Origin of the sequence: Trinickia symbiotica (assembly GCF_002934455.1) — a bacterium.
Classification (GTDB): domain Bacteria; phylum Pseudomonadota; class Gammaproteobacteria; order Burkholderiales; family Burkholderiaceae; genus Trinickia; species Trinickia symbiotica.
In genome coordinates, this window is the sequence record NZ_PTIR01000004.1 from 231,937 (window position 1) to 251,676 (window position 19,740).

Here is a 19,740-nt window from a genome sequence, read left to right on the forward strand (position 1 = left end):
GGCGCGGCGCGCTCAGGCGTTCCATCGAACGAGGCGCCAACCGCCGTCGTCGCCTTCCTGGCGCAGCCAGACAATGGCGGCGAGATCGAGAGGCCACTCCTGCAGTTCCCTGAGGGAGATGTCGAGCGTAAGCGAGGCGAGCACCCGAATGACGCCCGCATGGGTGACCACGTAGGCCGTCGGCGCTTCGACGCCGCTCGCCGGCGATATCGAAGACGCAGCCCCTTGCGAAGTGGGGGCCTCGACAGGCAGCCGGCTCTCCGAAGCCGACGAACCGGGCGAAACCGATGATCCAGTGGCTGCGGAGCCGGGCGCCCCTGGCAGAACGCGCGCGGCCGACGACCGTGGAAGCGCTTGCGCAGCCGCTACGCCGGAGCCACGCCGAGCGCCGGAAGCGCCCGAAGCGCCGGGCGGCGCCACTCTTGTCTCGAACCAGGCGGCCACGCGCGCCGCAAACTGCGCGACGCTCTCGCCCCCATGCACACGCGCATGGACGAAATCGGCCGCCCACGCGTCGAGGGCCGCGCGATCGATCGTGTCCCAGCGCATGCGCTCCCATGCGCCGAAGTCGATTTCCTGCAATCGCGGATCGGCCCGCGCGACGCAACCGCAATCGCGTGCGAGCCACGCCGCGACGCTTGCGCAGCGTCGCAGCGGGCTCGTCCAGAGCGTCTGGGGCGGCGGTGCGCCGAGTCCGGTCAAGCGCTCGAAAAGCGCATCCGACGCCGCGCGCGCGTCGCCGGCGAGCGGCACGTCGCTGCGGCCATAGCAGATGCCCGCGTCGATGGCCGTCGCGGGATGACGAATCAGGAGGAGATCCATGCGAGCACGCTGAGATAAATCGACAGCTCGAAGATTTGCTGCGCGAAGCCGAGGCAATCGCCGGTGTATCCCGCCAAGCGCTTGTTGAAGTACCGGGCGATCGCGACACGCAGCACGAACGCGACGCCGAGCGCCAACAACCCGGCGCGCCAATCCGGCCAGAGGAGCCAAGGCAGCCCGAGCGCCGCGGCGAGTCCGTAGGCGCGCGGCGACATCCGCTGGGCGACGGGCTGGGCCTTGCCTTCGGGGCGCGCATAGTCGAGCGTCACGAGAAAGCTCGCCGCCATCGCCCGGCTCGCGGCGTGCGCCGCGATCATGAGCCACGCCGCGACGAGCGGCGGCAACGCGACGAGCGCTTGCCACTTGAGCGCGAATGCGACGACGAGGCCAACGGCACCGAACGCGCCGATCCGCGAATCGCGCATGATCCGCAGGACGTCTTCGCGCGTCGCGCCTCCGCCGAACGCGTCGCAGCAATCGGCGAGCCCGTCCTCGTGGAAAGCGCCGGTTGCCGCGAGCGTCGCGACCATCGAAAGCAGCACGGCGATCGATGGAGGGAAGACATGCAGCGCGACGAGATACGTCACGGCGCCGATGGCGCCGACCAGTGCGCCGACGAGCGGGAAATACCGGATCGCCCCGGCAAGATCCGACGCGTCGCCGCCGAACCCGCGCGGCACGGGTATGCGAGTGAAGTAGCCGAGCGCCGCGCATAGATAGCGAAACTCCACGCGGGGATCGGCAAAGCGCGCGTCCGCGCGCCCTGGCGGTTCGCCCACGCCTTTCATCGCCCGAGGCTCCCGGTGCCCGATGCGCCGGATGGATTCAACGCGTCGGACGGGCCGGCGCGCGCACCGGCGTCCCCGCTGAGTTCGCCGCGCGTCGCGACCCCGGCCGATTCAAAGCTCGCCATCTCGGTGAGAAACGCGACGGCCGCGCGCAGGATCGGCAGCGCAAGCGCGGCGCCGGTGCCTTCGCCGAGCCGCATGCCGAGAGAAAGCAGCGGCTTCGCGTCGAAATAGTCGAGCATGCGCCGGTGCCCGGCTTCGTCCGACAAATGAGCGAACACGCAATAGTCGATGACGGCGGGCGCGAGCGCGTGCGCGACGACGAGCGCGGCGGACGCGATGAAGCCGTCGACGAGTATCGTCATCTTCGCGCGCGCGGCCGCCAGATAAGCGCCCGTCATCATCGCGATCTCGAATCCGCCGAACGCGGCGAGCACGTCGAGCGGTTCGATCGCATCGCGGCGACGCGCGAGCGCCCCGGCGAGCACATGGCGCTTGCGCGCGAGCCCCGCGTCGTCGAGGCCCGTGCCGCGACCGACGCACTCGTCGATCGGCACGCCGACGAGCCGGCTCATGAGACAAGCCGCCGACGACGTATTGGCGATTCCCATCTCCCCAAAGCCGACCACGTTGGTGCCGAGCGACGCATGATGATCGACGCGCGCCGCGCCCGCCAGCAGCGCGGCGAGGGCCTCCTCGCGCGTCATCGCGTCCTCGCGAGCGAAGTTGCGCGTGCCGGGGCCGATCGGAACGTCGACGAGTCCCGGCAGCGCCCCGAGCGGCGTCGCCACGCCCGCGTTGACGACTTCGAGCGTGCATCCCGTTACGCCGCTGATGGCGTTGATGGCTGCCCCGCCCGCAAGAAAATTGGCGACCATCTGCGCCGTGACGGCTTGCGGATAGGGGCTCACGCCCTCCTGCGCGATCCCGTGGTCGCCGGCGAAGACGATCATCGTGGGCCGCCGGATCGACGGCCGCACAGTCTGCTGAATCATGCCGATCCGGCGCGCGAGCGGTTCGAGCATGCCGAGACTGCCCGGCGGTTTCGTCTTCGTATCGATGATCCGTGAAAGCGTGCCTTCCAACGAGCGATCGAGTGGTTCGACGACGGGCAGCGGGAGTGGAGTATTCATGAGCAGTACGGTAGGTCACAAAACGTGAGCAAGCGCCGGCACGAGCGCTTCATAGCCGTCCTGTCGGATCAGGACGAGCGGGTAGCCGAACACGCGACTCGCGAGCCCGGGAGTCAATACGTCCGTCACCGGCCCCGCGTAGGCGGCGCCGGCGCCGTCCATCAGCAGCGCATGCGTGGCGAAGCGGCGTGCGAGATTGAGATCGTGACATGAAAACACGATCGTGCGCGGCGCACCTTTCATCCAGCTGACCAATGTCGTCAGGCATTCGATTTGATGATGTAAATCGAGATGGGCGAGCGGCTCGTCGAGCAGCAGAAGCGGTGCGTCCTGGCTCAGTGCCGCGGCCAGCGAAACGCGCTGGCGCTCGCCGCCCGAGAGCGAGCGCACGTCGCGTGCCGCGAGCGCGCCGAGCGAGAGGGCTTCGAGCGCGGCGAGGACAGCCGCGCGATCGCTTTCGGCCTCCCAACCCCAACCGCTCAAATACGGATAGCGATTCAGGAGAACCACGTCGAGCACGCTTGCGCTGAACGCGTCGTGCGTGCTTTGCGGCATCAGCGCGCGACGCCGCGCGAGCCGCGCCGACGGCCATTTGTCGAGGCGCTCGCCGTCGAGTACGACATGCCCCGCGGCCGGCCGCAGGAATCCCGCGAGCGTCGAGATCAGCGTCGTCTTGCCGGCGCCATTGGGCCCGGCGACGCACCAGATTTCGCCCGTCCCGAACCTCTGGGTGAGACCGTCGAGCAACAGCCTCTCGCCCGCGCGCAATACCAGCGCTTCCGTCGACAACGCGCCGTTCATCCCTCCCTCGCTCATGCGCGTCTCCTCATGAGCATCCAGAGAAAGGTCGGCACGCCGACTATCGCCGTCACTACGCCGACGGGTAGCTGCGCAGGAGCGATGACGGTGCGTGCGACGAGATCGGCGCCCATCACGACGATACCGCCCGCCAGCGCCGACGCGGGCACGAGCATGCGTTGATCGTTGCCGAACGCAAGCCGCAGCGCGTGCGGCACGACGAGGCCCACGAAGCCGATCGTGCCCGCCGTCGTCACGGCCACGGCGGCCGCGAGCGATGCGACGAGATAGATGCGCAGCCGCAACCGCGCCGCCGGCACGCCGAGCGCCGCCGCGAGCGCTTCGCCGCGCACCAGCACGTTGAGCTGCGGTGCCACTGGCACGCTGACGCCTACGGCTACCACGAGCGCGGCCACGGCCGGCCACGGCGCGCCGGCACCGTTCAGATCGCCCGTCAGCCAGAACAGAATGCCGCGCAGGCGCTCGTCGGGCGCGAGCGTCAGGAGAAGGGTGACGACCGCGCCCCAACCCGTCGCGAGCACGACGCCCGTCAGGAGCAGCCGTGGCGAAGCTTCTTGCGCCTCGCCGCGCCAAAGGTCGCGCCTGGCGAGGCCGAGCACGAGCGCGATCGAGATCAACGCGCCGGCGAACGACGCCGCATCGACCGCCCACCATGCCGCGCCCGCGAGCAGCGCGAACACCGCGGAAGCGGCCGCGCCGCCCGACACGCCGAGCACGTACGGGTCGGCGAGCGGATTGCGCAGCAACACCTGCAGCAGCGCGCCGGCAAGCGCGAGCAATCCGCCGCAGGCGAACCCGGCGAGCGCGCGAGGCAGCCGCAGCGTGCGCACGATCTCCGCGCTCGAATCGAGACCGGCGCCGCCCGCATGGACGAGCGCCGCGAGCGCGCGCCACGGCGTCATCTCGACGCTGCCGAGCGTCAGCGCCGCCACGAAGATCGCACTCGCGCCGAGGGCGAGCGCGAGCCAGATCGCGACCGCGCGCTTGCCGCTCATGGCCGGGCGCGCGAGAGAGGCCGAGCGGCTTACGTGCATACGCTACTGCTGCTGCCAGCCGACGGTGATGAACGCACTGCGCCTTGGCGTGTTGTAGGGATAAGCGAGCTCATAGTTCTTATCCAAGAGGTTCTCGACTTGCGCACTGACATACCACGCCTTCGTGATGTTATAGCGCGCCGAGAGGTTGACGAGGCCATAGCCGCCGAGCTTGACGCCGTTGTCGTTGCGCTCGCTGCTGACGATCCATTCCCCGCCGACGCGCCAGGCGCCGATCGAACGATTCGCCGAAAGCGACGCGAAGCGCCGCGCACGCCTCACGAGATCGGTGTCCGCGTCCTCGTCGACCGGATTTTGCACCGTCAGCGCGGCGCGCACATCGGTCTTGCCGACATGGCCGCTCCACGAGCCTTCGAGCCCCTGAACCTTCGCGCGGCCGACGTTCTCAGCGACGAAGAAGAGCCCGCCTTGCGTCGACACGTAGTTGATCAAGTCCGTATAACGCGTTTCGAACGCGGTGAGCCGCAGCACCCCGAGCGAGTCCGAAGCGTACTGCAGCGCCGCCTCGACGGAATGGCTGCGCTCGGGCCGGATCGACGGATTGCCGCTGCCCGGGAAATAAAGATCGTCGAAGCTCGGCGCGCGAAACGCGCTCGAGTAGCTTGCCGTCACTTTCCAGTGCTCGGTGAAGTCGAACCCGTAGCCGAGATAGTAGGTATTCGCGGCGCCGAAATCGGAGTACTGATCGCGCCGCACGTTGGCCTGAATCTGGCTTGCGCCGAAGCGGCCGGCATAGCCTGCGAAGAACGAGTTCACGTGGCGACCGGGTGCGGCGAAGATATCGGAGTCGAGACTCTGGTCGAGCCGCTCATAGCCGATCTGGACCTTCTCGCCGGGAGCGAACTTGAAATCGTTCTGCCACGTGTATTGGCGGTTGTTCGTGTCGAAGCGGTTGTTGTAGACGTCGTTCGTCTTCACGACGGAACGATCGTCGCCTTCGGCCACGGTAAAGTGCGTCGTCCACCAGTCGGTCAGCTTGCCGTTCGCGAACACCGATGCCTGGCGTACCTTGCTGTAGAGGTTGTTGACATCGGTCGGCACGCCGAATGCATTGTCGTAACTGTCGTTACCGTCCGATTGGAAAAAGCGCACGCCCGCGTCCCAGTTCTCGCTGAACTTATGGCGCAGCGCCACCGAGAGGCTCTCGTTCAAATATCCGTTCGCATTCGGATTCGCGGCGGGTGCGAGCGCGGGATCGATCGACGAGAAGCCGTCGGTCTTGTAGCGCGACAAGTCGACGCTGAACGTGGTCTTGCCGTCCTTGTCCAATGCGCCGTCGACGCCGAGCGCCTGCGTCTGCGTGTGATAACTGCCGTAGCCGAGCGAGAAATGGAAGCGCGGCGGATGGTCGCCGCCGTCCTTCGTGAAAACTTGCACGACGCCGCCCATCGCTCCGGAGCCGTAAAGCGCGGACACGTCGCCGTTCACGACTTCGACGTGATCGATCTGCGAGAGCGGAATTTGCCCGATCTGCGCTTGTCCGAGGCTCACCGAGTCGACCCGCACGCCATCGATCAGCACGAGCGACTGCGCCGCGGATCCGCCACGCAGCATCAGCGTCGCGTTGGATCCGGGTCCGCCGTTGCGAACGATCTGCGCGCCCGGCGCGAGCGCGAGCAAGCCGGGTAGATCGGTGGCGGTCGAATCATCGATGTCCTGCCGATCGAACCGCGTCGTCTGCGGGATGGCATCGGCGAGCGGCTGCGCGCCTCGCTGCGCGGTGACGACGATCGGCGCGAGCGGCACGCCGTCGGATTCGGTCGCTTGGGTGGCGCTTGTGGACGGGGCGGCGATCTTCGCCTGCGGCGCACTCGACGATGAAGGCAAGGAAGCGGATGATGGCGAAGCGGAAGAAGCCGAAGAAGCGGACGGATGAGACGAAGTGGGCGACGTGGAATCGTCCGGCGCGGACTGCGCAAGTGCGGCAAGCGGCAGGCCGGCCAACGCGACGAGCGTCGCGCGTAGCAGGGGCGTGGGCATCGTATGGTTTTCCTAGGGATCGGCATGCGGCCCGCTCCCCGCAGGCCGCTTTGTCATGAGCGGGCCGAGCGACGCTTGCCGCGCGTGATCCGCGCGACAGGCGAAACGGCCGCACTCCCGCTTTGGCCGGTATCCGGGCTGGCGACGAATCGCGTCCGCCTTCCCGCGCGCTCGACACGCGCAGTGGCATTCGGACCGATCTTGCATCGCGATCTTGACGATGCATGTCGCTTACCGTTGCGGGGGCAGCACAGGTTGGCTGGCCCGGGGCGGACCATGCTCCCTGTTTCCCGTTTAACCGCGCGCATCGGAGCGAGCGCGCGGGCACCAAAGTGCCGCAAGTGTAGGAGTGCAACCGGGGTGCGTCAACAATTGCCGATCGGGCCTCGTTGCATCAGCCATCGGCAAAAACCGCCTGAAATACGGCGATGTACGGTGCTTCGTTACGTCTCGATACGAGTCGGAGGTCGGATACCGCTCTTTTCCGCGCTAAAATGCGCAAGTCTTTAGAGGACGCAGCAGATGCTCAACGAACTCGAAATCCTGTCACAGAACATCGGCCGGCTGATTGCGATCAACGAACGCCATCAGCAGGCACGTCACGCACTCGAAGAGCAACTCGCCCAGCTTCGCGCGGATAACGACGCCGCGCACGCCGAACTCGCGCTGGTGCGCGACGAGCGTAACGCGCTGCAGGCCGAACGCGATACGTTGCTTGCCAAGATCGACGATGCGCAAGTACGCCTGAACGCGATTCTCGAGAAACTGCCTCGTACGAAGGGCCCATACGACGCCGACAACCAGCTCGACCTGCTTTCGCCGGCAGGTGATGGCGAGCCGGCTCGCAACGGCGCAGCCCACGGAGAGAACGCATGACGACGAAACAGATCGAAGCCTCGATTCTCGGCCAGACATACAGGCTGGCCTGTTCACCGGAAACGGAGTCCGCGCTCGTGGACGCCGTCGCGCGCGTCGATGCGGAAATGTCGAAAGTCCGCACGGCCAGCAACGTGCGCGGCACGGACCGCATCGCCGTGATGGCCGCCATTTCGCTCGCGTCGGAATTGCTGAGGCTGCAAGAAAGTATTCGCCACGGTGAGGCGTTCCCCGCGGACGAAATCCGTCGTACAATGCGTCAAATGAATGAGCAGCTCGGCACCGTGCTCGCGCAACACGAGGCACGATAGCAAGAGCGGCACACTGCCCGTCCGCGGTAGCGGCAGGCGGCGATACAAGTTGTACCCAGTTTTTACGGCTTCCCTGCCTGGTTCGCCAAGGTCATAGATTCCTTGAACCAATGCCATGTGCACGGTTGCGGAAATTTGTAGCACGGGCGTGCGCGTCACTCTGTCTGATGTACCCGAAGTGCTGCTAACTGCGACCAATTCTGAACCTCAGGTTCAGGATGCCGGCCTAGCGGCTAAGGCGGGGACTTATTCGACGACGGCATCGGTTCATCCGATGCCGTTTTTATTTGGGCTCGATCATTGGCCTCGGCGGCTCCCCCCGAGCGAACGGCACGTCCGCACCCACTATAGGTTCTTTGAGGCTCGCGCATCTTTCGTTCGACGATCACCCAACGAATCCGAGTGCCTTATGCGCTATTGGCTCATGAAGTCCGAACCGGACGAAGCAAGCATCGACGATCTCTCGAATGCCCCCGAGCGCACGCTTCCGTGGACAGGTGTGCGCAACTATCAGGCGCGCAATTTCATGCGCGACACGATGCGCGTTGGCGACGGCGTGCTCTTCTATCACTCGAGCTGCCCCGAGCCCGGCATCGCGGGGCTCACAAAAGTCGTCTCGACCCCCTACCCCGATCCGACGCAGTTCGATCCGAAAAGCCCTTACTACGATCCGAAATCGAAGCCTGAGGAGCCGCGCTGGATGCTCGTCGATGTCAAGTTCGTCAAGAAGACTCCGCTCATTTCGCTCGCCGAGTTGAGGAAGCATGCCGAGCTCGCCGACATGCGCGTGCTCGCGAAAGGGAATCGTCTTTCGATCACGCCGGTCACCGAAGCCGAGTGGCGCTTCATTACCGAGCGGCTCACCTGACGTCGAACGTTCCCACGCGTACCGGGTTCGTTGCTCCGTCCTAACAAGGGATATCGTTCAACACCGAAGAAGGACCGCACACATGAAAAGAACAACCGTTCTCGCTGTCGCGACCGTCGCCGCCTCTTTATGGCCTTTCGCGCTGGCGGTGACACCCTCGGCTGCCTATGCCGATCCGGTCGTCATCGATCGCGCGGCCGTGCCTTCCGGCGTACTCTCGCTGTCGGCTCAGGCGAGCGCCGACGTTCCCGAGGACGTCGTCGACATCACGCTCTTTTACGAGCAGGAGGCCAAAGATCCCGCGTCGCTGACGAACGCGCTGAACGAGCGAACCGCCGCGGCGTTGCGGCAGGCGAAGGGCGTGACCGGCGTCACCGCGCACACCGGCACATATTCGGTCTATCCGTCGACGGATCGCGACGGCCGCATCTCGGCATGGCGCGGCCGGACAGAGGTCGTGCTCGAATCGCGCGACTTCGCCGCCGCATCGAAGCTCGCCGGCGAGATGAACGCGACGATGCAAATAGGCAATGTCGCATTCTCGCTGTCGCCGGAAGCGCAGCGATCCGCCGCGCAAAAACTGTCGGGCGACGCCATCGCCTCGTTTCGCGAGCAGGCGCAGGAAGCAGCCCACGCATTCGGCTACACGGGCTACACCGTGCGCGAGGTCAACGTAGGCCGCGAAGGGCCGCCGCGCCCGATGATCGCGATGCGCGCCATGGCGGCGGCAGCGCCCGGCGGCAACGCGCCGCTGCCGATCGAAGGCGGCACGTCACGCGTGACCGTCAACGTGTCGGGTTCCGTGCAGATGACGCGTTGATTGCCCTCAGTCCGCGTTCAACGCGCCACGGCGGCGGGCTCTTTCGCTTTCGCCGCACGCCGATACGACCAGGCAAATAGCCCGACGCCGACGAGAATCATCGGCAACGAGAGCCACTGCCCCATCGAGAGCCCGAACGTGAGCAAGCCGAGGAAATCGTCGGGCTCACGCGCGAACTCGACGATGAAGCGCGCAAGGCCGTACCCGATCAGGAAGACCGCGGATGCGGCGCCCACGGGGCGCGGCTTGCGCGTGAAGAACCAGAGCACGAAAAAGAGCACGATGCCCTCGAGCGCAACCTCGTAGAGCTCGGACGGATGGCGCGGCAGCATGTGGTATTGCGCGAAAACTTCGTTGAGATGCCACTTGGCCGCGAGTTGCGGATGCGAGGCGAGCCAGAGGGCATCGTCGGGCGCGGCGCTCTGAAACAGCATCGCCCATGGCGCTTGCGGATCGGTTACGCGCCCCCAGAGCTCGCCATTGATGAAGTTGCCGAGGCGGCCCGCGGCGAGCCCCGTCGGCACCATCGGCGCGACGAAGTCCGTCACCTGCATCCAGGTGCGATTGCGCTGCCAGGCAAAGAGCGCCATCGCGAGCGTCACGCCGAGAAAGCCGCCGTGAAACGACATGCCGCCTTGCCAGACCTTGAAGACGTCGAGCGGGTGCGCGAAGTAGTAGTCCGCCTTGTAGAAAAGCACGTAGCCGAGCCGGCCGCCGATGATCGTGCCGAGTACGCCGTAAAACAGCATGTCGTCGATATCGCGCGCGGTCCAGCCTTGAGCGGCGACGTGCGGCAGACGCAACCGCAGCCGCCCGACGACGATCGCCATCACGAATCCGACGAGGTACATGAGGCCATACCAGCGCACGGCAAGCGGGCCGAGATGAATCGCAACGGGATCAAAGTTGGGATGAATCAGCATCGTATGGGCTTCGATTTCGGGCGTTGAGGGGTTGAGGGGCCGGGCATGGCCGCGGCGTGCGCGCGTACGATCTCGATGAACCCGCCGAGCACGGGACTCACGTCGCCCGTGCGCCAGGCGAGACCGGTCTCGACGATCGGCGCGCGCTCAGCGAGCGGTCGGTAGACCACGCCGGTGCGGCGAAGGTTGCGCAGCGATCGCGGCACGAGCGCGACGCCCATGCCCGCCGACACGAGGCTCACGATCGTCTGCATCTGGATCGCCTCCTGTCCGATGCGCGGGCTCAGGCCGGCCGCGCCGTAGCAGCCCGTAATGATGTCATAAAAGCCGGGGGCGAGATGGCGCGGAAAGATGACGAGCGGAAAATCGGCGAGCTGCGCGAGCGTGACCGGTCGGTCGTCCCAGTCCGGCGGCGCGGCGCCCCTGCCCCGCGTCTCGAGATTGCGCGCGATGGTGCTCGGCAGCGCCGCCACGAGCGGCTCGCGCATGACCGGCACGTACGTCAGCGCCGCCGCATGGCGCGGGGGAAGTGGCGGAATGACGAGCCCTGCGTCGATGCGCCCCGCCACGAGCTCGTCGATCTGCACGTCGCTCGTCGCCTCGGCGAGCTGCAACCTGACGTGCGGATAGCGTGCGGCGAATTCGCGCAGCAGTTCCGGCAAGAGGCCGTAATCGGCCGTCGAAACGAAGGCGAGCGAAAGCGCGCCGGCCTCGCCGCGCGCAAGGCTTTGCGCGAGCGGGCGCAAGCCGTCGGCCGCGGCCAGCAATTTGCGCACTTCGGGCAGAAGATCGGCGCCCACGGGCGTCAACTCGACCGTGCGCTTCGTCCGCGCGAAAAGGGCCACGCCGAGCGCCTCCTCGAGCGCACGAATCGCTTGCGAGAGCGGCGGCTGCGTCATCGAGAGCCGCTCGGCGGCCCGCCCGAAATGCCGCTCCTCGGCAACGGCGACAAAGTAGCGCAACTGGCGCAAATCGGGCGTCACGAAAGAGGCTCCATTCGATATTTTTTTCGACTTAATCGATGTTGAATAATATATTGGACACAGGCAAAGGGAAACGTCATTCTGGCACGACGCCCCGGCGCGCGAGTGCCGGTCGGCCTCAATCGGGAAGGCAAAATCACGTTCACGATAACGGCGGGTCGCAACGAATAAAGCCTGCGTGACCGTCAAGACGGAGACAACGGAGTCCCCCATCATGGCTTACAACCGTCGTTCGAAAAACATCACCCAGGGCGTCGCGCGCGCGCCGAACCGCTCGATGTTCTACGCGATCGGCTACAAGAAGGACGATTTCGACAATCCGATGATCGGCATCGCGAACGGGCATTCGACGATCACGCCCTGCAACGCCGGCTTGCAGCGCCTCGCCGACGCAGCCGTGGAGGCGGTCAAAGGCGCCGGCGCGAATCCGCAGATATTCGGCACGCCGACGATTTCGGACGGCATGTCGATGGGCACCGAAGGCATGAAGTACTCGCTGGTCTCGCGCGAGGTCATCGCCGATTGCATCGAGACCTGCGTTCAGGGCCAATGGATGGACGGCGTCGTCGTGATCGGCGGCTGCGACAAGAACATGCCGGGCGGCATGATTGCGCTCGCACGCATCAACGTCCCCGGCATCTACGTCTACGGCGGCACCATTCGGCCCGGTCGATGGAAGGGCAAGGACCTGACGATCGTCTCGTCGTTCGAGGCTGTCGGCGAGTTCACCGCCGGCCGCATGTCGCAGGAGGATTTCGAGGGCGTCGAGCAGAACGCCTGTCCGAGCACGGGCTCGTGCGGCGGCATGTACACGGCCAATACGATGAGCTCATCGTTCGAGGCGCTCGGCATGTCGTTGCTCTACTCGTCGACCATGGCCAATCCCGATGACGAGAAGGTCCACTCCGCCGCCGAATCGGCACGTGTGCTCGTCGAGGCCGTGAAGCGCGATCTGAAGCCGCGCGACATCATCACGAAGAAGTCGATCGAGAATGCCGTGTCCGTCATCATGGCGACGGGCGGCTCGACGAACGCGGTGCTGCACTACCTCGCCATCGCGCATGCGGCCGAAGTCGACTGGACCATCGACGACTTCGAGCGGATCCGCCGGCGCGTACCCGTCATCTGCGATTTGAAGCCGTCGGGTCAATATGTGGCAACCGATCTGCACCGCGCGGGCGGCATTCCGCAAGTGATGAAGATCCTGCTCGACGCCTGCCTCCTGCATGGCGATTGCGTGACGATCACGGGCAAGACGCTCGCCGAGGAGCTGAAGGACGTGCCAAGCGCGCCGCGCGCCGATCAGAGCGTGATCTTCCCGATCGAGAAGGCGCTCTACAAGGAAGGGCATCTCGCGATACTGAAGGGCAATCTTGCAGTCGATGGCGCCGTCGCTAAGATCACGGGCCTGAAGAACCCGGCGATCACCGGGCCTGCCCGTGTCTTCGACGACGAGCAGAGCGCGCTCGACGCGATCCTGAACGATAAGATCCAGCCGGGCGACGTGCTCGTCCTCCGCTACCTCGGCCCGCAAGGCGGGCCCGGGATGCCGGAAATGCTCGCGCCGACATCGGCGCTGATCGGCAAGGGGCTCGGCGAATCGGTCGGCCTCATCACGGACGGCCGGTTCTCGGGCGGCACTTGGGGGATGGTCGTCGGGCACGTGGCGCCCGAAGCCTTCGTCGGCGGCACGATCGCGCTCGTGCAGGAAGGCGATTCGATCACGATCGATGCGCACAGGCTGCTGTTGCAGCTCAACATCGACGACGACGAACTCCAGCGCCGCCGCGCCGCGTGGAAGCAGCCGGCGCCGCGTTACACGCGCGGCGTGCTCGCCAAGTATGCGGCGCTCGCGCGGCCCGCCAACCAGGGCGCCGTGACGGGTTGAGGCCGGCGTGCGGCAGCAAGCGGGGCCAACGGCCCCGTTCGTTGTGGAAGCTAACGGCGAGCCGCCCGGTGCGCGGCAAGTTCCTCACGAACCGCGTCGCGCACCCAGCCCACCACCTCTCCTTCCAGCACCAGCGCCACCTCGCGCGTGACCTGCCGCACGAGCCAGCTCGTGTGCTCCTCGAGCGCCTCGCGGCATCGGGCTTCGATCACGCGCCGCCCTTCGTCCCGCAGATAGCCGGCGAAGCGTGTGCGCAGGCGCTCGGCGATATGGTCGACGTCGCGCTCGCTCAGCTCTTCGTGCTCGCGTTGTCCACGTGGCTCGCCCGGTTCGCGTGCAACCGGAGCCGCAGGCGTGGATGCCGCCTCGGCGGGCGCTACAGCCTCCGGCGCGCCGCCGTGCTGGAGCGGCTCGTGCGGGCGGCGCGTCGCGCGGGGCTCGGTGGGGCCCGCCTTGTCCGCTTCGGCAAATTCGTTCAGCTGTGCCGCGCGGGTCGCCTCGATCGAATCCTCAGTCGGCTTTCGCTCGCGCGGCGCCGCGCCTTCGGCCGGCTGCGCTGGCGCACCGGAGCTTTGCGGCGCCGCCGGCGCCTCGGCCTTTTGCGGCGGCGCGGTGGGCGCCTGAGCCTTTGGCTCGGGAGCCGTCTCGTGAGATTCGCCGCGGCGCGGCATGGATGGCCGGCCCGGCACGATCACATCGGTCAGCACCGGAATCGAATCCGGATCGTCGAACTGTTCGCGTTCGGGATGTTTGGGATCGGTCACTTCTAGTCCCCCTCTTCCACTAGTCGGCCCACCTTCCGTGGATGCTGACGAAACCAACGGACCCATACCACGATGACACGCCGGCTGCGCACTCATCGGACAAACGATAGAGCACCCGTTCAGGTGCCTTGCTTGTAGTTGTTGAGCGCATAACCGCGGTCGCGATAGAAGCGATAGCGTGCACGCCCCGCGGCGAGCTCGTCCTCCCCATCGCCGACAACCTCGAGGAGCCTTTCAAAGCGCGCGAATTGCGGCGGCACCGCTGCGCCGAGGTTCAAGAGCACCTGATGATGCGGCGCCTCATCGAGGTCGGCCATCAGCACGACAGGCGTGCGCGCCGCAAGCCCACTGTCGGCCATGCAATGCGGGACAAAGTCGAGCGGCGAGAAGGTCCAGAGCCGCTCGTCGAACGCCGCAAGCCTCGCCCGGTCGGCGAGCACGATGACGGGCTGGTCCGCGAGATAAGCCTTGCGGACCAGTCGGCATGCATAGAGCAGCGAGTCGCCGACGTTCGTATGAAAATCGATCCGTGTCATCGGCAATGATCCAGCCAAGCCACTACGAAAGCTGCGCGCGATCGATCAGGAACTGCGTCAGCAGCGGCACCGGGCGCCCCGTCGCGCCCTTCGCGGCGCCGCTCTTCCACGCCGTGCCGGCGATATCGAGGTGCGCCCACGGATAGGCCTCGGTGAAGCGCGACAGGAAGCAGGCCGCCGTCACGCTGCCGGCCGGCCGGCCGCCGATGTTCGCCATGTCGGCGAAGTTCGACTTCAGCTGCTCCTGGTATTCGTCGTCGAGCGGCAGGCGCCAAGCCGGGTCGACCGCTTCGCGCGAAGCGTCGAGCAACTCGCCGGCGAGCGCGTCGTCCTTCGCGAAGAGGCCGCTGTTGTGATGGCCGAGGGCGATCACGCAGGCGCCCGTCAGCGTGGCGATGTCGATGACGGCCGCAGGCTTGAAGCGCTCCGCGTAGGTGAGCGCGTCGCACAGAATGAGGCGCCCTTCGGCGTCGGTGTTCAGCACTTCGATGGTCTGGCCCGACATGCTCGTGACGATGTCGCCCGGCTTCGTCGCCGTGCCGCTCGGCATGTTCTCGCAAGTCGGCACGATGCCGACGACGTTGATCTTCAAGCCCAGCTCGGCCACGGCCCGAAGCGTGCCGAACACGGAGGCGGCGCCGCACATGTCGTACTTCATTTCGTCCATGCTGTCGCCCGGTTTCAGCGAGATGCCCCCGCTATCGAACGTGATCCCCTTGCCGACCAGCACGACAGGCGCGGCCTTCTGACCGGCGCCTTGATGCTGCAGGACGATGAACTGCGGCGGTTGCGCGGAGCCGCGCGTCACCGAGAGGAAAGCGCCCATCTTGAGCGCTTCGAGCTGCTTCTGGCCGAGCACCTCGACTTTCAGCTTCCAGTCTTTCGCCAGCGTTTTGGCGGTGTCGGCCAGATAGGTCGGCGTGCAGACGTTGCCGGGCAGATTGCCGAGATCGCGCGCGAGATCGAGGCCATTCGCGAGCGCTTCCCCTTCCTTCGCGGCGATCTTGGCCGCCTTTTCGTCGACCGTATCGACGCTGAAGACGACGCGCTTCAACGCCCGCTTGGCCGGATCGGGCTTGCTCTTCATCTGCGTGAACTGATATGTCTCGGTGCGTAGCGCGAGGATAGCCGCGCGCACGCCCCACTCCGCCGTCCGCTCTTTGATCGGCAGTTGGGCGAGCGTAAACGTGACCTGCCCGATCTTCGTGCCGAGAATGGCGCGCCAGGCCGCCCGCGCAGCATCGTTGTAGGCTTTCTGGCCGAAGGCGTCCTGCTTGCCGCAGCCGACGAGCAGCACGCGCGATGCGCCGATGCCGGAGACCTCGTGCAGAAAGACCGTCGTCCCGCTCTTGCCTTGCATGTCGCCGGCTTTCACGACGCGCGTGATCAGCCCTTTCGTGGCCTCGTCGATCTCGAGCCCCGCGCCCGACAGCGTTTGCGATTCGAACACGCCGATCACGATGCAATCGGACTTCCCGGTCAGAAATACGTTCGTCGTGCCCTTCGTCCAGTCACAGGCTTTTATGCTAAAGTCCATCGGCTCGTCCTCGGATAAAATCGGCATCACTCACACGAAAGTCGCAATTATCCGCTATTTTTTCGCGGCGTCGGTCCGCCATGCGCAATGCAAGCGCGGCCCCATTCGCCCTTTCTCATAGACGATGATTTTCGAACGCTCCCTGCAGCGCGAGCTCGCATATACGGCCGGCGCCGTATTCATGGTGCTCTTGACCATCTTCCTCACTACGATGATGATCCGCATCGTCGGCTTCGCCGCGTCCGGCGAGGTCGATCCGAAGGACGTCGTCGTGCTGATCGGCTTGACCGTCATCGGTTACTTCGCGGTGATGCTCGTCGTCACGCTCTTCGTGTCGATCCTCTTCGTGCTCACGCGCTGGTACCGCGATTCGGAGATGGTCGTCTGGCTTTCGTCGGGCGTGAGCCTCGCGCGCTTCATCAAGCCCGTCGTCAAGTTTGCCGTGCCGGTCTTGCTGCTCGTCGCCTTTTTCGCCTATGTCGGCTGGCCCTGGTCGAACGCGCAAAGCAAGCTGATCCGCGCGCGCTTTCAGCAGCGCGACGAAGTCTCGTTGCTCGCGCCCGGGCAATTCCGCGAATCGCCCGTCAGCCACCGCGTCTTTTTCGTCGAGAAGATGTCGCCCGACCAAAGTCATGTCGAGAATGTATTCGTGACGAGCACCGAAAGCGGCAAGGTCAGCGTCGTCGTCTCGCACAACGGTCACACGGAAACGGACAAGGACGGCTCGCGCTTCGTCGTCCTCGAAAACGGGCGGCGCTACGACGGCGAGCCCGGCAAGCCGGATTTCCGGATCATGGAGTTTCAGCGCTATGGCGTGAAAATCACTCAGCAGCCGGTCGTCAACCGGCCGACGCCGACGGGCATGTCGACGCTTGCGCTGCTGCGCCATCCGACGAACGCGAACCTCGCCGAATTCGTCTGGCGCACGGGCCTCGTTTTGATGGCGGCGAACCTGATGCTGCTAGGCATTCCGCTAGCCTATCAAAATCCGCGGCGCGGGCGCACGATCAATCTCGTCATGGCCGTGCTGATCTTCCTCACCTATTCGAATCTGCTCAACGTGGTGCAGTCGTGGATGGAACAGGGACGCATGTCGTTCGCCGCCGGGCTGATCGGGTTGCATGCGCTCGTCGCCTGTATCGTCGTCGTCGTTTTCTGGCTGCGCGTGCGCAACCGGCCGCTCATTTCGCGCGCGTTGTTCGCACGTCAGGGAGCATAACGCGATGCGCATCTACGAGAAGTACTTTGCACGGCAGGTCTACCTCGCGTTCATCTTCGTTCTATTCGCGTTTTCAGGTCTGTTCTTCTTTTTCGACCTCATCAACGAGCTGAACACGGTCGGGCACGGCAACTACAAGTTCGGCTATGCCGTGCTGCGGGTCGCGCTGCAAACGCCGTCGCGGTTTTACGAAATCATCCCCGTCGCGGCGCTGATCAGCGCGATCTACGTCTTCTCGCAGATGGCCGCGAACTCCGAATACACGATCTTTCGCGTCTCGGGACTCGCGACGGGCCGGGCGTTGCGCTCGCTCATCAAGATCGGCATTCCGCTCGTCATCGTCACATATTTCATCGGTGAAGTCGTCGGTCCCTACTCGGATCAGCTCTCGGAGCGCGTGCGGCTCGAGGCGCTCGGATCGGCCGTCTCGACGAACTTCCAGTCCGGCGTCTGGGTCAAGGACACGCTTTCCGCGCGCGAAGACGGCGAGCAGGTCACGCGCTTCGTCAACGTCGGCGAGCTAAGGCCCGATGCATCGATTACGAAGGTGCGCATCTACGAGTTCGATTCGCAATTTCGGCTGACGAACGTGCGGATCGCCCAAAGCGGAAGCTATCAAGGCAAAGGGCACTGGCTGCTGAAGGGCGTGACCGATACGAAGCTGACGGCCATCCCGCCGCCGTCCGCGCAGCCTGCCGATGCACTGAATCCTGTCTATCGCGCGACCCAGATCACGCAGCCCGAGTACTCGCTGCGCTCGGAGCTCACGCCGCAGATCCTTTCGGTGCTGCTGATTTCGCCCGATCGGATGTCGATGTTCAACCTCTTCCGCTACATTCAGCATCTGACGGAAAATCACCAGGACACGCAGCGCTACGAGCTCGCGTTCTGGAAAAAGCTGCTCTATCCGTTCGCCGTGCTGGTGATGCTCGTGCTCTCGCTTCCGTTCGCCTATCTGCACACGCGGGCCGGCGTCGTTGGCGTAAAGGTCTTCGGCGGCATCATGCTCGGCATGAGCTTCCAGCTCTTCAATACGCTGTTTTCGCATATCGGCATGCTGAACACATGGCCGGCGCCGATGACCGCCGCCACGCCGGCCTTGATCTACCTCGTGCTGGGCTTCGTCGGACTGAGGTGGGTCGATCGGCATTGATCGCTATCGACATCGAGAGGACACGGCCATGTCGGCACGCTACGGCATCGTCCTGTTTGGTCACGGCGCGCGCGATGCACGCTGGGCCGAGCCCTTCGAGCGGCTCGCGAAGCTGCTGCGCGCGCAATGCGGCCCATCGACGGCGGTCAGCCTGGCATTTTTAGAGCTGATGTCGCCCGACCTGCCTACCGCGATCGCGGAGCAGGCGGCCGGCGGCTGCGCGACGATCACGATCGTGCCGGTATTCGTGGGGATCGGGGGGCATATCCGGCGCGACCTGCCGGCGCTCGTCGATCGATGCCGGGCCGCTCATCCGGGCATCGAAATCCGATGCGTGAAGCCTGTCGGCGAGGACGACGCAGTGCTCGATGCGCTCGCGCAGTACTGCCTGCGTCAGATGGGAGACGTCACGCCGCGTTGAGAAAACCGGCGGCACGCGGTGCGGCGCCGTCCGCGTTGGCGTCGGCCGGCTCGCTTTCGATCAGCCGCTTCGACGCTTCGCGCTCGGCGAACGCGTCGCCGATCATGAGCAGGCTCGGCTGCGCCGCATCGAGCCACTGCTGGGCTTCCCCCATCGCGAGTGCTTCGAGCGTCAGCGTCAATGTTCGCTCGCGCGCGGTGGTGCAAGCTTCGACGATCGCCACGGGCGTCTCGGCCGGCCTGCCGGCGTCGATGAGCTGCTGAGCGATTTCCGGCGCGCTATCGCGGCCCATGTAGAAGACGAGCGAATCCGCATTGACGTGCTCGCGGATTTCGTCGGTATCGGCCGCGCGGCTCTTGGTGGCGAAGGCGACGCTGCGGGCGACGCCGCGCAGCGTCAGCGAGCGCTTGAGGCTCGATGCGGCGGCGAGGGCCGCCGTGATGCCGGGCACGACCTCGTATTCGATGCCTGCCTCTTCGAGCGCGCGCATCTCCTCGTCAGCGCGGCCGAACAGCATCGGGTCGCCGCCCTTCAGCCGGACGACGACCTCATGCGCCAGCGCCGCATCGACGATCTGCTTGTTGATGAACTGCTGGGCCGTCGAGCGACGGCCGCAGCGCTTGCCGACGGCGATCTTGCGAGCGTGCGGCGCGTATCCGAGCATGTCCGGCTCGACGAGCGCATCGTGCAGCACCACGTCGGCCATGCCCAACAATTGTGCGCCGCGCACCGTAATGAGATCCGCCGCTCCGGGGCCTGCCCCGATCAAGTACACCTTGCCCATTCGCCGTTCGTCCTTCCGGTTCCGTTCCTTACCGACTCATTCGTTCGCGTCCGAGCGGCC

20 protein-coding genes, 1 other RNA gene, 1 pseudogene and 1 riboswitch are annotated in these 19,740 nt (G+C 65.8%); of the genes and pseudogenes, 9 read left to right on the forward strand and 13 right to left on the reverse strand.

From position 1 onward, the window contains the following. Window positions 1-12: 12 nt before the first annotated feature. The 7 genes and pseudogenes from B0G57_RS31655 to B0G57_RS08860 all read right to left on the reverse strand — a co-directional run bounded on the left by B0G57_RS31655 (window position 13) and on the right by B0G57_RS08860 (window position 6,597). The gene (locus B0G57_RS31655; RefSeq protein WP_223258671.1) at window positions 13-444 is read right to left on the reverse strand and encodes a histidine phosphatase family protein; all 432 of its coding nucleotides are present in this window, start codon (window positions 442-444) and stop codon (window positions 13-15) included. Then, window positions 439-822: pseudogene (locus B0G57_RS31660) on the reverse strand (histidine phosphatase family protein); the annotation flags it as partial. The pseudogene B0G57_RS31660 and the gene B0G57_RS31655, both read right to left, overlap by 6 nt. Further along, window positions 807-1,610 (reverse strand): adenosylcobinamide-GDP ribazoletransferase, encoded by an 804-nt coding sequence (locus tag B0G57_RS08840; protein ID WP_018443115.1) that lies wholly within the window; start codon window positions 1,608-1,610, stop codon window positions 807-809. The pseudogene B0G57_RS31660 and the gene B0G57_RS08840, both read right to left, overlap by 16 nt. After that, a complete protein-coding gene (cobT, locus tag B0G57_RS08845; RefSeq protein WP_018443116.1) occupies window positions 1,607-2,743 on the reverse strand; it encodes a nicotinate-nucleotide--dimethylbenzimidazole phosphoribosyltransferase in 1,137 nt (378 codons plus the stop codon). The genes B0G57_RS08840 and cobT overlap by 4 nt, the downstream gene beginning before the upstream one ends. A 15-nt stretch (window positions 2,744-2,758) precedes the next feature. Further along, entirely contained in the window at window positions 2,759-3,559 is an 801-nt protein-coding gene (locus B0G57_RS08850) for an ABC transporter ATP-binding protein (RefSeq protein ID WP_102607134.1), read from the reverse strand. Then, window positions 3,556-4,557, reverse strand: coding sequence for a FecCD family ABC transporter permease (locus B0G57_RS08855; protein WP_018443118.1), 1,002 nt, complete (start codon window positions 4,555-4,557; stop codon window positions 3,556-3,558). Before B0G57_RS08855 ends, B0G57_RS08850 begins: the two co-directional genes overlap by 4 nt. Before the next feature lie 42 nt (window positions 4,558-4,599). Next, window positions 4,600-6,597, reverse strand: a complete 1,998-nt coding sequence (locus B0G57_RS08860; RefSeq protein ID WP_026230121.1) for a TonB-dependent receptor plug domain-containing protein — start codon at window positions 6,595-6,597, stop codon at window positions 4,600-4,602. 107 nt (window positions 6,598-6,704) lie between these two features. Then, a riboswitch (cobalamin riboswitch) is annotated at window positions 6,705-6,943 on the reverse strand. Window positions 6,944-7,119: 176 nt separating this feature from the next. On the opposite strand from B0G57_RS08860, the gene B0G57_RS08865 reads away from it, so the two are divergent. From B0G57_RS08865 to B0G57_RS08885, 5 genes are all read left to right on the forward strand, one after another. Next, entirely contained in the window at window positions 7,120-7,473 is a 354-nt protein-coding gene (locus B0G57_RS08865; RefSeq protein WP_018443121.1) for a hypothetical protein, read from the forward strand. Beyond that, window positions 7,470-7,784: a cell division protein ZapA gene (locus B0G57_RS08870; RefSeq protein ID WP_018443122.1), complete on the forward strand. Its 315-nt coding sequence runs from the start codon at window positions 7,470-7,472 to the stop codon at window positions 7,782-7,784. The genes B0G57_RS08865 and B0G57_RS08870 overlap by 4 nt, the downstream gene beginning before the upstream one ends. A gap of 67 nt (window positions 7,785-7,851) precedes the next feature. Beyond that, window positions 7,852-8,033, forward strand: a non-coding RNA gene (gene ssrS / locus B0G57_RS08875) — 6S RNA. Between the two features lie 160 nt (window positions 8,034-8,193). Next, window positions 8,194-8,652, forward strand: coding sequence for an EVE domain-containing protein (locus tag B0G57_RS08880; protein ID WP_018443123.1), 459 nt, complete (start codon window positions 8,194-8,196; stop codon window positions 8,650-8,652). An 82-nt stretch (window positions 8,653-8,734) separates the two neighbouring features. Beyond that, window positions 8,735-9,472, forward strand: coding sequence for an SIMPL domain-containing protein (locus B0G57_RS08885; protein WP_018443124.1), 738 nt, complete (start codon window positions 8,735-8,737; stop codon window positions 9,470-9,472). A gap of 17 nt (window positions 9,473-9,489) precedes the next feature. On the opposite strand, the gene lgt is transcribed toward B0G57_RS08885, so the two are convergent. Together lgt and B0G57_RS08895 are read right to left on the reverse strand one after the other, a co-directional pair. Then, a complete protein-coding gene (gene lgt, locus B0G57_RS08890; protein ID WP_018443125.1) occupies window positions 9,490-10,395 on the reverse strand; it encodes a prolipoprotein diacylglyceryl transferase in 906 nt (301 codons plus the stop codon). Beyond that, a complete protein-coding gene (locus tag B0G57_RS08895) occupies window positions 10,389-11,378 on the reverse strand; it encodes a LysR substrate-binding domain-containing protein (protein WP_018443126.1) in 990 nt (329 codons plus the stop codon). The genes lgt and B0G57_RS08895 overlap by 7 nt, the downstream gene beginning before the upstream one ends. A gap of 214 nt (window positions 11,379-11,592) precedes the next feature. Between B0G57_RS08895 and ilvD the strand changes: the two genes are divergently transcribed. Then, entirely contained in the window at window positions 11,593-13,266 is a 1,674-nt protein-coding gene (gene ilvD, locus B0G57_RS08900) for a dihydroxy-acid dehydratase (RefSeq protein WP_018443127.1), read from the forward strand. 50 nt (window positions 13,267-13,316) lie between these two features. Here the strand turns inward: ilvD and B0G57_RS08905 are convergent, their stop codons facing one another. From B0G57_RS08905 to B0G57_RS08915, 3 genes are all read right to left on the reverse strand, one after another. Next, window positions 13,317-14,030 (reverse strand): DUF2486 family protein, encoded by a 714-nt coding sequence (locus B0G57_RS08905; protein WP_018443128.1) that lies wholly within the window; start codon window positions 14,028-14,030, stop codon window positions 13,317-13,319. Between the two features lie 119 nt (window positions 14,031-14,149). After that, window positions 14,150-14,566, reverse strand: coding sequence for a DNA polymerase III subunit chi (locus B0G57_RS08910; RefSeq protein ID WP_018443129.1), 417 nt, complete (start codon window positions 14,564-14,566; stop codon window positions 14,150-14,152). A 22-nt stretch (window positions 14,567-14,588) separates the two neighbouring features. Continuing rightward, window positions 14,589-16,103, reverse strand: coding sequence for a leucyl aminopeptidase (locus B0G57_RS08915; protein ID WP_026230122.1), 1,515 nt, complete (start codon window positions 16,101-16,103; stop codon window positions 14,589-14,591). Window positions 16,104-16,227: 124 nt separating this feature from the next. Here B0G57_RS08915 and lptF point away from each other — a divergent pair, with 124 nt between their 5' ends. From lptF to B0G57_RS08930, 3 genes are read left to right on the forward strand one after another with little or no spacing between them, the layout of a single operon-like run. Beyond that, window positions 16,228-17,322, forward strand: coding sequence for an LPS export ABC transporter permease LptF (lptF, locus tag B0G57_RS08920; RefSeq protein ID WP_018443131.1), 1,095 nt, complete (start codon window positions 16,228-16,230; stop codon window positions 17,320-17,322). Window positions 17,323-17,326: 4 nt separating this feature from the next. Beyond that, window positions 17,327-18,475, forward strand: coding sequence for an LPS export ABC transporter permease LptG (lptG, locus tag B0G57_RS08925; protein ID WP_018443132.1), 1,149 nt, complete (start codon window positions 17,327-17,329; stop codon window positions 18,473-18,475). A gap of 28 nt (window positions 18,476-18,503) precedes the next feature. Further along, window positions 18,504-18,896: a sirohydrochlorin chelatase gene (locus B0G57_RS08930; RefSeq protein ID WP_018443133.1), complete on the forward strand. Its 393-nt coding sequence runs from the start codon at window positions 18,504-18,506 to the stop codon at window positions 18,894-18,896. Here B0G57_RS08930 and cobA read toward each other — a convergent pair. Next, window positions 18,883-19,680, reverse strand: coding sequence for a uroporphyrinogen-III C-methyltransferase (gene cobA, locus B0G57_RS08935; protein ID WP_018443134.1), 798 nt, complete (start codon window positions 19,678-19,680; stop codon window positions 18,883-18,885). The two genes, B0G57_RS08930 and cobA, sit on opposite strands and share 14 nt — an antisense overlap. Between the last annotated feature and the right edge of the window lie 60 nt (window positions 19,681-19,740).

Excerpts from the sequence above, each read along its gene's own strand:
- B0G57_RS08870 (WP_018443122.1), top strand. The coding sequence starts at position 7,470 with ATGACGACGAAACAGATCGAAGCCTCGATTCTCGGCCAGACATACAGG.
- B0G57_RS08880 (WP_018443123.1), top strand. The coding sequence starts at position 8,194 with ATGCGCTATTGGCTCATGAAGTCCGAACCGGACGAAGCAAGCATCGAC.
- B0G57_RS08865 (WP_018443121.1), top strand. The coding sequence starts at position 7,120 with ATGCTCAACGAACTCGAAATCCTGTCACAGAACATCGGCCGGCTGATT.
- cobA (WP_018443134.1), bottom strand. The coding sequence starts at position 19,680 with ATGGGCAAGGTGTACTTGATCGGGGCAGGCCCCGGAGCGGCGGATCTC.
- B0G57_RS08840 (WP_018443115.1), bottom strand. The coding sequence starts at position 1,610 with ATGAAAGGCGTGGGCGAACCGCCAGGGCGCGCGGACGCGCGCTTTGCC.
- B0G57_RS08860 (WP_026230121.1), bottom strand. The coding sequence starts at position 6,597 with ATGCCCACGCCCCTGCTACGCGCGACGCTCGTCGCGTTGGCCGGCCTG.
- lgt (WP_018443125.1), bottom strand. The coding sequence starts at position 10,395 with ATGCTGATTCATCCCAACTTTGATCCCGTTGCGATTCATCTCGGCCCG.
- lptF (WP_018443131.1), top strand. The coding sequence starts at position 16,228 with ATGATTTTCGAACGCTCCCTGCAGCGCGAGCTCGCATATACGGCCGGC.
- cobT (WP_018443116.1), bottom strand. The coding sequence starts at position 2,743 with ATGAATACTCCACTCCCGCTGCCCGTCGTCGAACCACTCGATCGCTCG.
- B0G57_RS08910 (WP_018443129.1), bottom strand. The coding sequence starts at position 14,566 with ATGACACGGATCGATTTTCATACGAACGTCGGCGACTCGCTGCTCTAT.
- B0G57_RS08885 (WP_018443124.1), top strand. The coding sequence starts at position 8,735 with ATGAAAAGAACAACCGTTCTCGCTGTCGCGACCGTCGCCGCCTCTTTA.
- B0G57_RS08850 (WP_102607134.1), bottom strand. The coding sequence starts at position 3,559 with ATGAGCGAGGGAGGGATGAACGGCGCGTTGTCGACGGAAGCGCTGGTA.
- B0G57_RS08915 (WP_026230122.1), bottom strand. The coding sequence starts at position 16,103 with ATGGACTTTAGCATAAAAGCCTGTGACTGGACGAAGGGCACGACGAAC.
- B0G57_RS08930 (WP_018443133.1), top strand. The coding sequence starts at position 18,504 with ATGTCGGCACGCTACGGCATCGTCCTGTTTGGTCACGGCGCGCGCGAT.
- B0G57_RS08855 (WP_018443118.1), bottom strand. The coding sequence starts at position 4,557 with ATGAGCGGCAAGCGCGCGGTCGCGATCTGGCTCGCGCTCGCCCTCGGC.
- ilvD (WP_018443127.1), top strand. The coding sequence starts at position 11,593 with ATGGCTTACAACCGTCGTTCGAAAAACATCACCCAGGGCGTCGCGCGC.
- lptG (WP_018443132.1), top strand. The coding sequence starts at position 17,327 with ATGCGCATCTACGAGAAGTACTTTGCACGGCAGGTCTACCTCGCGTTC.